Annotated in this window: 17 protein-coding genes and 1 tRNA gene; 7 read left to right on the top strand and 11 right to left on the bottom strand. The window is 64.5% G+C overall.

The window, feature by feature from the left end; genetic code table 11:
* The first annotated feature begins 200 nt into the window (after positions 1-200).
* The 7 genes from HEQ22_RS04075 to HEQ22_RS04045 all read left to right on the top strand — a co-directional run bounded on the left by HEQ22_RS04075 (position 201) and on the right by HEQ22_RS04045 (position 5509).
* On the top strand, positions 201-605 hold the full coding sequence (locus HEQ22_RS04075; RefSeq protein WP_432769922.1) for a PRC-barrel domain containing protein: 405 nt from the start codon (positions 201-203) through the stop codon (positions 603-605).
* A gap of 61 nt (positions 606-666) precedes the next feature.
* A complete protein-coding gene (locus tag HEQ22_RS04070; protein ID WP_432769921.1) occupies positions 667-969 on the top strand; it encodes a lysozyme inhibitor LprI family protein in 303 nt (100 codons plus the stop codon).
* Positions 970-981: 12 nt separating this feature from the next.
* Positions 982-1347 carry a hypothetical protein gene (locus HEQ22_RS04065; protein ID WP_432769920.1) on the top strand — a complete coding sequence of 122 codons (366 nt, stop codon included), beginning with the start codon at positions 982-984 and terminating at the stop codon, positions 1345-1347.
* A 321-nt stretch (positions 1348-1668) separates the two neighbouring features.
* A complete protein-coding gene (locus HEQ22_RS04060) occupies positions 1669-3171 on the top strand; it encodes a sensor histidine kinase (RefSeq protein WP_432769919.1) in 1503 nt (500 codons plus the stop codon).
* Positions 3164-3610, top strand: a complete 447-nt coding sequence (locus HEQ22_RS04055; protein ID WP_432769918.1) for a response regulator — start codon at positions 3164-3166, stop codon at positions 3608-3610. The genes HEQ22_RS04060 and HEQ22_RS04055 overlap by 8 nt, the downstream gene beginning before the upstream one ends.
* 2 nt (positions 3611-3612) lie before the next feature.
* Positions 3613-4683 carry a sensor histidine kinase gene (locus HEQ22_RS04050; RefSeq protein ID WP_432769917.1) on the top strand — a complete coding sequence of 357 codons (1071 nt, stop codon included), beginning with the start codon at positions 3613-3615 and terminating at the stop codon, positions 4681-4683.
* 397 nt (positions 4684-5080) lie between these two features.
* Entirely contained in the window at positions 5081-5509 is a 429-nt protein-coding gene (locus tag HEQ22_RS04045; RefSeq protein WP_432769916.1) for a MarR family winged helix-turn-helix transcriptional regulator, read from the top strand.
* 422 nt (positions 5510-5931) lie between these two features.
* On the opposite strand, the gene HEQ22_RS04040 is transcribed toward HEQ22_RS04045, so the two are convergent.
* From HEQ22_RS04040 to HEQ22_RS03990, 11 genes are all read right to left on the bottom strand, one after another.
* A tRNA-Met gene (locus HEQ22_RS04040) sits at positions 5932-6008 on the bottom strand.
* A 61-nt stretch (positions 6009-6069) separates the two neighbouring features.
* Complete coding sequence (locus HEQ22_RS04035; protein WP_432769915.1) at positions 6070-6555, bottom strand: 2'-5' RNA ligase family protein; 486 nt, start codon at positions 6553-6555, stop codon at positions 6070-6072.
* A gap of 71 nt (positions 6556-6626) precedes the next feature.
* Complete coding sequence (locus tag HEQ22_RS04030) at positions 6627-7187, bottom strand: redoxin family protein (RefSeq protein ID WP_432769914.1); 561 nt, start codon at positions 7185-7187, stop codon at positions 6627-6629.
* A gap of 101 nt (positions 7188-7288) precedes the next feature.
* A complete protein-coding gene (locus HEQ22_RS04025) occupies positions 7289-8038 on the bottom strand; it encodes an alpha/beta fold hydrolase (RefSeq protein WP_432769913.1) in 750 nt (249 codons plus the stop codon).
* Entirely contained in the window at positions 8035-8331 is a 297-nt protein-coding gene (locus HEQ22_RS04020; RefSeq protein ID WP_432769912.1) for a hypothetical protein, read from the bottom strand. The genes HEQ22_RS04025 and HEQ22_RS04020 overlap by 4 nt, the downstream gene beginning before the upstream one ends.
* Positions 8332-8339: 8 nt before the next feature.
* On the bottom strand, positions 8340-9263 hold the full coding sequence (mltG, locus tag HEQ22_RS04015; protein ID WP_432770937.1) for an endolytic transglycosylase MltG: 924 nt from the start codon (positions 9261-9263) through the stop codon (positions 8340-8342).
* 304 nt (positions 9264-9567) lie between these two features.
* Positions 9568-10827, bottom strand: coding sequence for a beta-ketoacyl-ACP synthase II (fabF, locus tag HEQ22_RS04010; RefSeq protein WP_432769911.1), 1260 nt, complete (start codon positions 10825-10827; stop codon positions 9568-9570).
* Between the two features lie 178 nt (positions 10828-11005).
* Entirely contained in the window at positions 11006-11242 is a 237-nt protein-coding gene (locus HEQ22_RS04005; protein WP_003039428.1) for an acyl carrier protein, read from the bottom strand.
* A gap of 240 nt (positions 11243-11482) precedes the next feature.
* Positions 11483-13255 carry a tetratricopeptide repeat protein gene (locus tag HEQ22_RS04000; RefSeq protein ID WP_432769910.1) on the bottom strand — a complete coding sequence of 591 codons (1773 nt, stop codon included), beginning with the start codon at positions 13253-13255 and terminating at the stop codon, positions 11483-11485.
* A 456-nt stretch (positions 13256-13711) separates the two neighbouring features.
* The gene (locus HEQ22_RS03995; RefSeq protein ID WP_432769909.1) at positions 13712-14110 is read right to left on the bottom strand and encodes a VOC family protein; all 399 of its coding nucleotides are present in this window, start codon (positions 14108-14110) and stop codon (positions 13712-13714) included.
* 89 nt (positions 14111-14199) lie between these two features.
* The gene (locus HEQ22_RS03990) at positions 14200-14718 is read right to left on the bottom strand and encodes a DUF3617 domain-containing protein (protein WP_432769908.1); all 519 of its coding nucleotides are present in this window, start codon (positions 14716-14718) and stop codon (positions 14200-14202) included.
* Between the last annotated feature and the right edge of the window lie 46 nt (positions 14719-14764).

Raw genomic sequence — 14764 nt, 5'->3', positions numbered from 1 at the left:
GACCGCCGGCAGCTGTTTTCCGCGAAACTCAACGCGCGATGACAGGCTGCGGCAGATGCCCCCTTCGCGCGCTCAAGGGCGTTGACGACCGCCTATTGCGCCTAACGCCAAATTTCTCGCTGCGATGAATGCGCGCCGATATGCCGCAACCCTTGCCCCGGCGGACGCGCGTTCGGATTGTTATCGAAAAGGAATATGACATGCGTATGCTTCTGCTTCTTGGCTGTTCGGTCGCTCTTCTATCGGCCTGCTCCGACCAGAATGAAGCCGCCGAGGACAAGCTTGAAAGGGCGGCCGAAACCAGCGCAACCGTTGCTGGCCCTATGCCGGCCGCGCTCGGACTGAGCGAAGCGCAATTGCTAGACGCCGATCTTGTCTTGGCCGACGGTAAGGAACTGGGCGATGTCGCGCAGGTGGTGCGCGGGCCGGACGACAAGGTCGATCGCCTGCTGGTAGAAATCGAGGATAGCAATCCGGACCGCTATGTTCATGTGCCGATCCTCGGACTGAAGACGGTCACAAAAGGCGATGACACCGACCTGGTGACCACAATGACCGGAGCCGAGATTGCGGCGTTGCCCGAGGTGAAGCTGCCCGCCCCCTAGGGCAAAGCCATCGGCCCCCGCAACGCGTCCGGTCCATCGGAGACCCCATGCTGAACCATCATTGGATCTCGACCCCCGCCGACCGCGCGCCGACGCAGGCGCAGATGACGCGCACGGCCGCGCCGATCTGCAAATCGGCTCACGCTGCGATGAGGCACGAATGGACCGCGACCAACATCTTCAACCAAAAGCGCGACAGCTGGCCAGCCAGCGCGCCTGGCTCATATCCGACGGCGAGCAGCGCGTGATGGTGAGCGGTAAATTCGTCGGCGGCTCAATGCAGGCGATGATGCGCTTCGATTGCTTGGCGGACGACCGCCACGAACGCGGCAAGCAGCTCGCGCCTCTGCGCTGGCGCGGCTGATACGGCACCGCAATGCAGGTTCCCGCCTCCGACCCGTCGCTCTATCCCGTCACGCCCGACGGGCGCTATTTCGTCGTGCGCGGGCGGCTGTGGCGGCGCTCCGATCCGCTCCTCGGGGATGCCGAACGCGGCCATCTGGTGAACCGATTGATGACGGCAAGGCGCGCGATCGCCGCCGCCAAACATTCAGGCGATACGCTTGCGGAACGGGCGGCGCGCGCCGAAGTCGACCGAACGAAGCGCGCGCTCGGCGAACGCGGGCCGGTATGGTGGGATGACGGCACGCCCGATTACAACCGGCACATGGCCCGCACCACGCCCTATGCACAGTGGTACGCCGCGCAAGCCATAGCGCCTTCCGATCCGCATTCGCCATGAAGCAAAATAGTTGATCCATGTTGCTACGATTGCGCGCACCGCTTGGACGCGTTGCTTCGCCGTCACATAGCATCCAAAATTCTTCTTGTCGGGGACAACCCAACTACCGCCAAGGGGCTCCATGCCCTGCTCCGCTGGAAAACTTCACCCTTCGTGCTGAACATCTTCCCGCAACCGAACGTGGGCCGGGGAATGTCCGATGCCTAGGCGGCAACGACTCCGCGATGAACATCCCGCGCCGCGGCGGGCTTGCGGAGCGTGCGTCCATCCGTAAGAGATAGACGTCACGCAGGGCTCCGCACGCGTCAGGGAAATTGAAATATGGCAACGAAGATGCTCGGATCGCTCGGTCGCGACACGCGCGCAAACCGGATGATCCTGACACTTCTCGCGGTCGGCTTCGCCTCGCTGCTTGCGGCCGCGATCGCGGTGTTCTGGATACAGCGCGACAATGAGTCCAGCGCCGCGCTTGTCTCGCACACGCTCGGCGTCGAGGCGCGCCTTGGCTCCTTCGCGAGCGCGAACGAGCGGCTCGAGACGGCGCGTCGTGGTCTGCTGCTCACGGGCAATCCCGCATTCCAGCAGATCATGAACGACGCCGAGGCCAACGCGCGGCGTCATCTCGCCGAGCTGTCCACGCTGACCCGCGACAATGCGCAGCAGCAGCAGCGCATCGCCCGGATGGGTACGCTGCTCGATGCCTATAATGCCTATCACATACGCTCGATCGGCCTGACCGGCGAGGCCCGGCGCGCCATGCTAACGGGTTTCATGAATGACACGGGGGTCGGCTATGTGCGCGAGACGCGCCAGATTGTCGACGCGATGATGGCCGAGGAACTTCAGCTCCTGCGCGCCCGTGAAGCGCGGCAGCGGGAGACCCAGTTTCTGTTCACTGCGATGCTTGCAGGGACGGGCCTGCTCATTCTGCTCGTCGCGGCGGGCACTCTCTTGCTGATCCGCCGCAATCTTGCAGCGCTGCGCGCGTCGCAAGAGGAACTGGCCAATCTCAATCTCGGGCTCGAGCAGCTCGTCGATGCGCGCACCGCCGAGCTCACCCGTGCCAACAACGAGATCCAGCGCTTCGCCTACATCGTCTCGCACGACCTGCGCTCCCCGCTGGTCAATGTCATGGGTTTCACCGCCGAACTTGAGGCAGCGCGCAAGGTCATCGCGGGCTATGCCGAGAGAAGCGATCGTGACGGCTGGGGTCCGCCCGACAAGGATACGCGGCTTGCCATCGAAGAGGACCTGCCTGAGGCGATCGGCTTCATTCGCAGTTCGACACAGAAGATGGACCGGTTGATCAATGCGATCCTGCAGCTGTCGCGGCAGGGACGCCGTACTCTCGCGCCCGAGGCGCTCGACCTCACCGCGATCGTGCACGGCATCAGCGACAGCCTCCATCACCGGATCGAGGCGACGGGCACAAGCCTGACGATCGAACCGCTGCCCGGCGTCGTCAACGACCGCGTTGCGGTCGAGCAGATTCTCTCGAACCTGGTCGAGAATGCGCTCAAATATTTGCAGCCCGGGGTGCCCGGCATCATATCCATCACCGGACGCAAGGATTATGGCCGCGTCGTTGTCGAGGTCGCGGACAATGGCCGCGGCATCGATCCGCGCGACCATGAGCGGATTTTTGACCTGTTCCGCCGTTCGGGCGCCCAGGACCAGCCGGGCGAAGGCATCGGGCTTGCGCATGCCCGGGCGCTCGCTTATCGCCTCGGCGGGTTCATTGAAGTGACATCGGCGCTCGGCGAAGGATCGGTCTTCCGCCTGATCTTACCCAGCGAATGGCGAGGTGAAAATAACGATGAGTGATCATCAGGCAGTCAATATCGTGATGATCGAGGATGACGAAGGTCATGCCCGGCTCATCGAGAAGAATATCCGCCGCGCGGGCATTTCGAACCGGATCCATCATTTCACCGATGGCGGCACGGCGCTCGCTTTCCTTTACGACGCCGAGGACGGACCGGTGCGCAACGGGCCGGCGCTCATCCTGCTCGATCTCAACCTCCCCGACATGAGCGGCATCGATATTCTCGCCAAGATCAAGGCCGACGATAGCGCGCTGCGGCGGACGCCGGTGGTGGTGCTGACAACGACGGATGACAAGATCGAGATTCAGCGCTGCTATGATCTCGGCTGTAACGTCTATATCACCAAGCCGGTCAATTATGAGAGTTTTGCCGACGCGATCCGCCAGCTTGGCCTGTTCCTCTCGGTGATCCAGGTTCCGGACCCGGATCCCGTCTGAGAATGGCGCCGACGCGCATTCTCTATATCGACGACGACGAAGGCATCAGGCGCCTCGTCTCGCGCGCCCTCACCCGCATGGGCTATGAGGTGTGCGTCGCGGCGACCGGCGCCGAAGGCGTTGCAATGGTCACGGCCGAAGCGTTCGATCTGTGCGCGGTCGACCATTATATGCCGGGAATGGACGGGCTGGCGACGCTCGAAGCGCTGCGCGCCTTGCCCGCCTGTCCGCCGATCGTCTATGTCACGGGCTCAGAAGAGAGCCGGATCGCGGTTGCCGCGCTGAAATCGGGCGCCGATGATTATGTCGTCAAATCGGTCGGCGAGGATTTCTTCAACCTGCTGGCGTCGAGCTTCGAGCAGGTGCTCGAACGTGCGCAGCTCCGCCGCGACCGCGAGCGCGCCGAGGCCGACCTTTTGATCAGCAACGCGCGGCTCGAGGCGCTGCTCAAGGAAGTCAATCACCGCGTCGCGAACAATCTCCAGATGGTGATGTCGTTCATCGCACTTCAGGCGCGCATGCTCACCGATGCCAATGCGCGCGACGCGCTTCAGCAGACGCAGCAGCGGATTGCGACGATCGCGCACGTCAATCGCCGCCTCTATACGAGCGATGACGTCGAACATGTTGCGATGGACGAATATCTCGAGGGGCTCGCCGCCGACCTTGCTGCGACCTGGTCGACCGAAGCCTGCGCGCGGCAGGTCCGCGCGAACGTTGCTCCGCTGAAGCTGGCGACCGACAAGGCGGTGGCCCTCGGCATGATCGTCAACGAGTGGGTGAGCAACGCTTGTAAATATGCTTATGACGGCAGCCCCGGCGAAATCCGCATCCATCTCTCAGCGACGGACGCCGGTGTTCGGCTGACGGTAGAAGATGATGGTTCGGGTTGGCCCGCAGGCGGCGCCGCGCGCGGTACGGGACTCGGCACGAAGCTTATCGCCGCGCTGGCGCGGCCGCATCGCGCCGAGATCCGCTATGAGCAGACGCATCCCGACCGCCCCCGTCCCGGCACGCGCGCGGTCGCGACCCTGCCGCTCAAGCCGGCTGATACGGGCGCGGAAACAGCCTGAGCGCGCCATCCAGCGGCCCAGGTCGGGCTCACACGCAATCCCGTCGCCATCGCCGTCCCCAGTTTCGCCCCTTTTTTCGACGAGAAGCCTCAGGAACACGGTGAGGCGATTTTTACCAGAGCGCACTGTTAACTTGGCGGTCGCCTTGGAGCCATGAGGGCGCGGTCGCCTGCGCGCATCGACGCGAGCACAGCGCCGCCCCTCCCCACACCGATGGTGAACCCGGTCGCGGTCGCACGCACTTCGGCCGGAAAGGAACTGGCAGGAGTCAGTTTAGGCCGACGACACTCGCGGTGGTCACGAAGCCGGTCCCCGTCGCAATCGGGGCGGATGCAATGAAGGCGACAGTCGCGCCCGGCCCTTTCCCGCGCGAAAGCAAAAAGGCCAGGCCCAGGCCATGAGCGAACCGATCGGCTTTCTGATCAGCGATACCGCACGCCTCTATCGGCGGGCTTTCGACGCGCGCACACGCGACAGCGGATTTACATCGCTGCAGTGGCGACTGATGAAGCATGTCCAGAGCGGAGAAGGCGCCCGCCACGGACCGCTTGCAGAATATCTCGAAGTCGAGCCGATCACCCTGTCGCGAATGATCGATCGATTGGTCGAATCCGGCCTCGTCGAACGCCGTCCCGATCCTGCCGACCGGCGCGCGCGGCTGCTGTTCCTGACACCGCGGGCACACGCGCTTTTGAAGAGCATCCAGCCTGCTGCCGAACGGCAGGCCGAGGCTGCGACCGAAGGATTGACGAGCGAGGAACGGGCACGGCTCCTCGACCTCGTCCGACGCGTTCGCTCCAACCTCTCACGCCGGGTCGAAGACTAGCGCCAGAGGTGGTGACCAAAATATCTAGGCCGTTATGCAAAGAAAAGCGGCTCTCGCCATGCGCAAGCGTGCAACTGAGGCCTTGCGGGACAAATATTCTGGAATCTCTGGTCAACGGACGACGGCGTCGGGCAACTGATGCATCGGCAGTAGTGGCTTCGGTAAGGCGGGGGCAGTCACCTGCGGCGAGGCTTCGATGACCGGTTTCGGGCGCAGGCCAGCAATAGGGGAATGGCCGTCATGACGCGCGAAGCCCCCTTTGCGTAGGGCAAATGATGCCCCAAAGTAGATATTGAATCGCAAATTTCAGCCGAAGTCGGAAATTCATCCCTACGATTTCAATGGGTTATCTTTCATAAGCTACCAATGTGGTAGCCACCGGATGCAGAAAATATCTAATTATTTCAATTACTTAAATGTCTTGGTAGCGGAGGAGGGACTCGAACCCCCGACACGCGGATTATGATTCCGCTGCTCTAACCAGCTGAGCTACTCCGCCCCGAAGGGTCGCCGCATCGGGCGAGCAGCGCCTATAGGCACGGCTTTGCCGTCGGTCAATATCATGTGCGCGGCCCCCGGAAATTCCGCTCGAATGCCGCTGCCCACGGCCCGCCGAGATAGCGGTGCGCAGCGAGGCCGGCGATCGTCAGTGGGCGCGGCTGGAATTCGGCGGCGAGCTCGGCGAGCAGCGCCCGTGCCTCGGCCGGCGCCACCTTGTTCTGGACGGTAATATGAAGCCGCGGGGTGCCCTGGTCCTGCGCCGTCAGCATACCGGTGAAATGATCGGCAATCCGCTCGCGGATCGCCAGCAGGTCGGGGCTGTCGATGCGATAGGCCACCCCCTTGCCGAGCGAATAGAGCTCGCGCAGCCGCGCCGCGGGCGGCGGGGTGTCGGCGGCGATGCGCCGGAGCAGCCGGTCGACCTCGCCGAGCGCCGATGGCGGCAGCTGGTGGAACAAGGTGATGTGCGCGCACAGGAAATTCCGCTCGGGCGGAAAATGGGCGGCGCGCAGCGTATCGAAATGGCGCTGGTCCGCGGCACCCATCGTCGCGGTGACGATGATGGGCGCGGCGTCCGCGGCGCGGACGGGAGGGGGGATATCCGCGCCGGCTATGCTCAGGCGGCCTTGGCCAGCTTGCCCGAATAGGGGTTCGCCTTCACCCACTCGAGCGCCTTTTCGGGGGTCGATTCGCCATAGGGGTCGGCGTCGGCGCCGACGTCGTTGATGCCGGGTTCGACGAACATCGCAACGACGATGCCGTCATCGACGATCGCGGTATAGCGCCAGCTGCGCATGCCGAAACCGACGTGATCCTTGTTGATCAGCATGCCCATGCGGCGCGTGAAGGCGCCCGAACCGTCGGGAACCATCTTGACCTTCTGAACGCCAAGGCTCTTGCCCCAGTTATACATGACGAAGGCGTCGTTGACGCTGATGCAATGGATGTCGGTCGCGCCTTCGGCGACGAAATCGTCGTACAGGCGCTCGAAGCCCGGGCACTGCTCGTTCGAGCAGGTCGGGGTGTAGGCGCCGGGCAGGCCGAACAGGATATGACGGCCGGTGCCGAACGCTTCGCCGGTATCGACATCCTGCCAGCGGAAGGGGTTCGGGCCGCCGACGGCCTCGTCGCGGACGCGCGTTTTCAGGGTCACGGCGGGAACGGGTTGGTTGATCATGGGGAGAGCGCCTTTCTTGTATTATTGTGCGGCGCAGCAAAAGCAGACCGGCGGGTGCAGGTCCAATCGAGTTGGCCGCTTAGGTTGATCGGTTCAGACGATCAGAGCGCTGCCCAGAAACGGTGCAGCGCTGCGGCGACCTCTGCGGGCCGCTCGGCGATCGCCCAATGCCCCGCCCCGTCGACGACGGTGAGCGGGGTGCCGGTGGTCGCGGCATAGCGCTGCGCCACCGTCAATTTCACATATGGGTCGTCGGCGCCCCAGATCAACGCCCCGTTAGACGGCAGTTTGCCGATGTCCAGCGCCCAGTCGTGCGCGAAGCTCAGCCCCTTGGCCGACCGATAGAGTTTCAGGATCGCGCGGCGCTTGTCCTTGTTCTTCCACTGCTCGGCCTCTTCGGCGGCGATGGCGGCGGGCATGCCCTGCGCCGCCAGCCCCTCGGCGAGCTTGGCGGGCTTGGACAGCGCCATGAAGAGTTCGCCCAGGATCGGCGTGTTCCAGATCCGCGCGACGCGGTGGCCGCGATAGTCGGGATCGATCACCGCATTCGAAATCGCCCAGCTGCGGATGAGGTCAGGCCGCAGCATCGCAACCCGCTGCGCGATCAGCGCGCCCCAGTCGTGACCGACGATATCGATCGGACCGTGTGCGGCGAACAAGACTTCGGCCTGTCCGATCGCCCAGTCCGCATAGGCCTCTTTCGTCGCCGGGAAGCCTGCAGGCAGCGGTGCGGTGAAGCCGAGCAATGCGGGGACCGCAACGGGGGTGTCGCCGAGGTCGAGCACATCTAGGAGGGGGCGCCAGATCGCGGGGCTGTCGGGAACGCCGTGGAGGAAGAGCTTGGCGGTCATGGGGCCACATCGCTGCGGTGCGCCTGATCGTGAGGACACCGCATATTGGGACCATTCAGCCAAAAATCCCAGTCACCTCGCTTCGGAAGGAGCCGCCGGAAATCGCTATTGATGCGATATGGATGGGCGCCACAAACGCCGCATCGATAATGATAGATGGGCATCAGGGCGATCATGAAAAGCAGCCAAGCCGCCCCGATTATTAAAAGGGAGCCGGTAAAGGTCGCGGAGATAAACACCAGAAAGAGAATTTTTGTGGCTTTAAAAAAGCTTTGATGATGCTTGGTGGCCATGCCACGCATCATTCCATCTCCCCGCGCTCACGCCGCAGCGCATACCATTGCTGCACGTTCGCGTTATGCTCCGACAGCGTGCGGGCAAAGATGTGGCCGCCGTCGCCCTTTGCGACGAAGAACAGATAATCGGTCGGCGCGGGGTCGAGCACCGCGGCGATCGAGGCTTTGCCGGGGTTGGCGATCGGTCCCTTGGGCAGCCCGGTCATGCTGTAGGTGTTGTACCCGTTCACCGCCTGGATTTCGGAGCGCAGGATGCGGCGGCCGAGCGGCTTGCCCTTGGTGATCGGATAGATGATCGTCGGGTCGGCCTGCAGCTTCATGCCGACCGCAAGCCGGTTGGTATAGACCCCGGCGACGGTGCGGCGTTCGGCGGGGACGCCGGTTTCCTTTTCGACGATCGAGGCGAGCGTGATCGCTTCGTTGCGGTCCTTGGCGGCGGTGCGCGGGGTGCGCTTGGCCCACAGCTCGTTGAACGCCTTGTCCATCGCCGCCTGCATGCGTTTGACCACCGCGGCGCGGCTTTCGCCGGTGGTGAACGCGTAGCTGTCGGGCAGGATGCTGCCTTCGGGCGGCACGGGGATGGTGCCGGTCAGCCGCTTCTCGGCCATCAGCCGGTCCCAGACCATGATCGACGGCATACCCTCGGGGATCATCACCAGCCGCTGGATCGTCTTGCCCGACTGGAACAGGGCCAGAATATCGCCGGCGTCCATTCCTTTTTCGATTCTGTACTCGCCGGGCTTGATCGGGTCGTCGGAGGCGAAAAAGCGCGCTTCGTTGCGGAAGCTGGACGCCGACACGACGCCGGCCTCTTCGAGGATCTCACCGGCTCTGGCGATGCTCGCGCCCTGCGGCACGACGATCTCGGCATCCTTCGGCGCACCGTCCGAGCAGGCGGCGAGCAGCAATGCGAGGATCGCAATCGTCAGCCAGCGGAACGGATGCACCTGATTCTCCCAATCTTGTCCGTAAAGCGACAAAAGATACGCATGTGCGCGTTCAAACTGTCTCCTTTGTCGCTTTAAGCCAAAGGCCAGCGACAAGGATCGAGATGATAGAGCATGGCGGCGCGATGTAGGAAAGAGGTTTTGATCCTCCCTGTCGCGCAGCGATGGGGAGGTGGCAGCGCGTAGCGCTGACGGAGGGGCCTTGGCGCTGCCGTCGCGGCCCCTCCACCACCCGCTTCGCGGGCGGTCCCCCTCCCCATGGCTTCGCCACAGGGAGGATATTGGTCTAATCGATCGCCTTCACGATCACACTCGCGTTGGTGCCGCCGAAGCCGAAGCTGTTGTTCAGCGCCGCCTTTACCGGGCGCTTTTTCGCCGTGTGCGGAACCAGATCGACGCCGTCGGTGCCGTCGTCAGGGTTGTCGAGGTTGAGCGTCGGCGGGACGATCTGGTCGCGGATCGCGAGGATGCAGAAGATCGTCTCGACCGCCCCGGCGCCGCCGAGCAGATGGCCGATCGCCGATTTGGTCGAGCTCATCGACACGTCGCCGATCGCGTTGCCGAACAGGCGCTTGACCGCGCCGAGTTCGATCGTATCGGCCATCGTCGAGGTGCCGTGGGCGTTGATATAATCGATGTCTGACGGGGTCATGCCGGCCTTTTTCAGCGCCATTTCCATCGAGCGGAACGCGCCCGAGCCATCGGGATGCGGCGCGGTGACGTGATAGGCGTCGCCCGACAGGCCGTAACCGACGACCTCGGCGTAAATCTTGGCGCCGCGCGCCTTGGCATGTTCATATTCCTCGAGCACGACAACCCCGGCGCCCTCGCCCATCACAAAGCCGTCGCGGTCCCTGTCATAGGGGCGGCTCGCCTGTTCGGGGCGGTCGTTGTAGCTCATGTTGAGCGCGCGCGCCTGCGCGAAGCCGGCGATGCCGATCGGGCAGATCGTCGCCTCGGCGCCGCCCGCGAGCATGATGTCGGCATCGTCGTCGCGGATCATTCGCGCCGCATCGCCGATCGAATGTGCGCCGGTCGAACAGGCGGTGACGACGGCGTGGTTGGGGCCTTGCAGACCATATTTGATGCTGACCTGGCCCGAGATCAGGTTGATCAGGCGGCCGTGGACGAAATGCGGCGAGACGCGGCCCGGACCTTTTTCGGCGAGCAGCAGGCTTTCGCTTTCGATCCCCGGCAGGCCGCCGATGCCCGACCCGATCGAACAACCGGCGCGCAGCTTCATTTCGTCGGACATATCCTCAAGGCCCGCGTCCTCGATCGCCTGGCCCGCGGCGTCGATGCCAAAGATGATGAAGGGATCGACCTGGCGCTGGACCTTGTGATCGACGCGCTTGCCGGGGTCGAAGCCATATTCATGGTCCGGCCCCTTGACCTCGCACGCGATCGTGCATTTCTGGTCCGACGCGTCGAAATGGGTGATCGTGCCCGCGCCCGATTTGCCGGCGAGCAGATTGGCCCATGTGGTTTCGACGTCGGCGCCCAACGGCGTCACCAAACCCAAACCCGTGACCACAACGCGGCGCATAATCATTCCTTTCGTCGGCCCCCCGGACGGGAAACCCGCATTATTTCAATCGGCGCGTTCGTGCGAACGCTGGGCCATAAAAAAAGCTTCCCGGCCACTGCGCGCGAGCGCTCGGGACCGGGAAGCCGGAAACGTGGGCGGCGTCGCCGCCGCGTCCGGCATGGCCGGACCGCAGGGTTTAACCCTTGTTCGCTTCGATATAGTCGATCGCGTCCTTGACGGTGGCGATCTTTTCCGCCGCGTCGTCGGGGATTTCGACGCCGAATTCTTCTTCGAACGCCATCACCAGTTCGACAATATCGAGGCTGTCGGCGCCCAGGTCATCGATGAAGCTTGCTTCTTCGGTCACCTTGTCGGCTTCGACGCCCAGATGTTCGACGACGATCTTTTTTACCTTTTCAGCCGAATCGCTCATGCACAGTTCCTTTTTCTGACTATGTCGTGAATGTTGGTTTTGCCCTAGTGCGCAGCGGCGGGGCTGGCAAGAGGGCTGGCGTCGTCGGGTGAGCGGTGCAGCGCACCGACCCTCGCTCGTGCCGGCGCGACCGGGTGAACGCCTTTCCTTTCCGCTTTCAGGCGCCTCGATCGCAAAATAGGCAATGCCGCTCCGCCCCGCAAGGTTGCGCGGGCATGCACGCGCGAGCACGTGGGCCGGTCAGGGCGTGCGTTGCGCAGGGCCGGCGGGCACGACGCCCGAACTGCGCAGCGCCGCCGACGCGCGGACGATCACCGCCGGGGTGATCATGAACTGGCGCAGCACCGTTTCGGGCGGCGCGGTCGCCCGCTGGCCGGTCTGGACGAGCAACTGGCGCCAGAGCTGGCGGGCCGCCCCCACATTACCCTGGCGCGCGAGCACGATCGCGCGGACCATCATATATTGCGGCTCGAGATTGCTCGGTGAGGGCATCCGGTCGAGAATGTCCATCGCCACGGCCTGCTCGTCGCGCTGCGACAGCATGAACGCCAGCGACACCGCCGGTACGCCCGGATAGGAATCGTCGAGCGCGAGCGACCGGCGGAGCAGCGCCTCGCCCTCTTTGGCACGCCCGCACGCGACCTTGAACAGGCCGAGGAACCCGGTGACGTCGGGATCATACGGGTTGAGCCGCAGCGCCGCTTCGCCCATCGCGCTGCCGCGCGAGCAATCGCCGCCGTAAAAACTGGCGCGCGCCATCGCGAACAGCCCCGCCGACGTGTTCGGGCCATTCTGATAGGATTGCTCTGCGAGCACGCGGGCTTCGGCAAAGGCCTCGCGCCCCGCGAGGGTCAGCCGCTGCGGCTGCCAGTCGCCGAAGCGGAGCAGCGACAACGCGGTGAGCGTGACCGGGTCGCGCGGGCTTTGCCGCAGCGATGCCCGCAGGCATTTGTCCACGCGCTGGACCGCGGGCGGGGTGCGCATCTGGCGCAGCCGGTTGAACTGAGCGAGGCAGGGAAAGCCGGCGGCGAAATTGTCGGGCTGGCGCTGAAGCTGGTCGCGCACGACGACGCCATAATCGCCCGCGATCTGTGCGATGGCCGGCTCGATCGCGCGGAATTCCGGCACTTCATCGTGCCCCAAGCGAAATTGCTCCGACCAGATGATGCGCTGATCGGCGACGCGGTTGAGCACGAGCGTCACATCGGTTGCGCCTTCGGTTGTCCGTACGAGCGACGAATCGAGCCGGAAATCGATGCGGCCGGCGGCGGCGCTGCCGGGCGCCTGCGCGCTTTGCAGGTTGACCAGATCGAACCGCCGCAACCCGTCGCGCAGCTTGCCGTCGAGCGCGCGCGCGAGCGCCCGCGATTCGCCGGTTTCACCAGCCACCGGCGCGCTGACCTGCAGCACCGGCAGCGGCACGGGGTCGCGCGCCAGCAGCCGCCCCTGCCCGGCAACGAACGCCCAGCCGGCAAGCAGGACGAGCACGACGACGAGCAGCCCGGCCGCCCATTGCGCCGAACCACGGCGCGCCGCGGCCGGAGCGGCTCTGGGCGGCTTTCCGCCCCGCGAGCCGCCGGGCGAAGCCGACGCGTCGCCGGCCGCAGCGGCGTCGATCGCTTCGCGATCGGCGGCCGATCGCGTCGGCGGAGAGGCGCGGTGCTGGACGACGATCTCGTAGCTGCCCTGCGGCACGCGCAGCCGGTGCATCCAGGCGGTGTCGGCATAATAGCGATCGAGCAGTCCCCGCAGCCGTCCGACCATCACCCGCGGATAGCTGTCGATCGCGGGGTCGAAATCGGCGCTGCGGCCGAGCGCCTCGGTCGCGATCGCATAGGCTTTGGGCGCGGCGCGACCGCCGCGCAGGCGGTGATCGGCAAGGAACTGGAGCAGACGCGAGAGCACCGGCGAACGGATAAACATCGGCGATTCCAGGAGCCGCTCCAGCTCCTCGGCGATGATCCGGTCGGTTTCGCCGCCGTCGTGGGTGTCGTCCGCTTTCGTCTGGTCCATGCTACCCTCAAATGCACCCCGGCGGGCCGCGGTCGGTAGATACGCCAATCCAACGCAGCGACCAGCCGTTGTTACTTCATTGTAACGGTAACAATCCGGCCAAACCTTATACCAGAAAAGCAGGCTTGGGCCAATCGGCCCGGAAAAGCGCCAAACTAGGTTAATATTCGGTTATCAAATGGCTACACCCCGCTACGTGACCTCATGTAACTGCCCCCGATCAGACGCCGCTGCCATATTCCAATCGTCGCGGTGCCCACCACAGCACCGCGGTCTGGTCTGAGGTCAACTCGGTTAGACGGATTGGAGTATGGTGGATTGAAGGGCGCGAGCTGGTCCCTGGCGCTTTTCGGAATATCTGCCCGCTCCATGTACTGAGACTTCGCCGGGCCGGAATGCAGCCCCACCTGCGCTCTGGCCCGGCGAGTCCGCAACCCTTCCCGATCATCCCGGCGATCACGCCGCCCCGATCCGGAACGCGCACAATTTGTTGCCGTCGAGGTCGCGGAAATAGGCGCCGTAAAACGCCTGATCGCCTTCCTCCCCGCGCACACCCGGCGGTCCTTCGCAGGTGCCGCCGAGTGCAAGCGCCTGGGCGTGCAGCGCATCGACCTTCGCCCGCTCGTCGACGATGATCGCCGCCATATGGCCGTTGCCGGGATCGGCAGGGCGCCCGTCATAGGGCCGTGTCACCGCGATGCCCGGCTGGCCCCAGCCGGTCGCATAGAGGGTGAAGCCATTGTCCGCGTCGGACATCCGCATCAATTCGGTCGCCCCGATCGTGCCGAGCAGCGCGGCATAAAATTCGCGCGCCCGGTCGAGGTCGCGCGTTCCCATCGTCACATAGCCGATCATCGCCTTGCCTTTCCCATTGCCCCGTCACGCAACAGGGCGCCGGCTTGCGCCAGCGCCCCTTGGTGATCGCGTCGTTGTCGCAGCCCCGATCAGGTCGTGGCCGGCGCGGGCGCCTTGCACGGGCCGGTATGGGTGCTGGTCATCTGCATGACCATTTCCATGTCGCCGCCGGTCGGCACCTTGCCCTTGGTGGTGATCGTCACGTCGCTTTTCTTCGCCGCCATCGTGCCGGTCATCGCCATGTCGACGGTCTGGCCGTTCGCGGTGCATTTGCCGACGATGTCGATGGTACCCCCTGCGACGTCCTTTTTCGACCAGGTGCATTCGCCGCCATTGCCCGGCCCCTTGGCCAGTTCGGCCGCGATGTCTTCCTTGTCGACCTGTTCCTGGGTGATGCACTGGTCGAGACCGCTCGCACCCTCCATCATCTTAGTCATGCCTTCCTTCATCTCGGGCGGCATGCCGGGGATTTCGAACTTCACCAGCTTGACGTCGGTCTTCCAGTTGCCCGCTTCGCGCTTGACCGGGCCGCTGCTATTCTCGCTCTTGCCGCAGCCCGCGACCGCCACCAGGGCGCCGATGGCAGCAATCGTCATCAATTTTTTCATACCCTGTCTCCTGTGACCTGCTGGCGTGTGTTTTCTGTCGTTCACG

Origin of the sequence: Sphingopyxis sp. (assembly GCF_050916055.1) — a bacterium.
In the GTDB taxonomy this organism is placed as follows: domain Bacteria; phylum Pseudomonadota; class Alphaproteobacteria; order Sphingomonadales; family Sphingomonadaceae; genus Sphingopyxis.
This window is presented reverse-complemented; position numbering and strand designations above follow the sequence as displayed.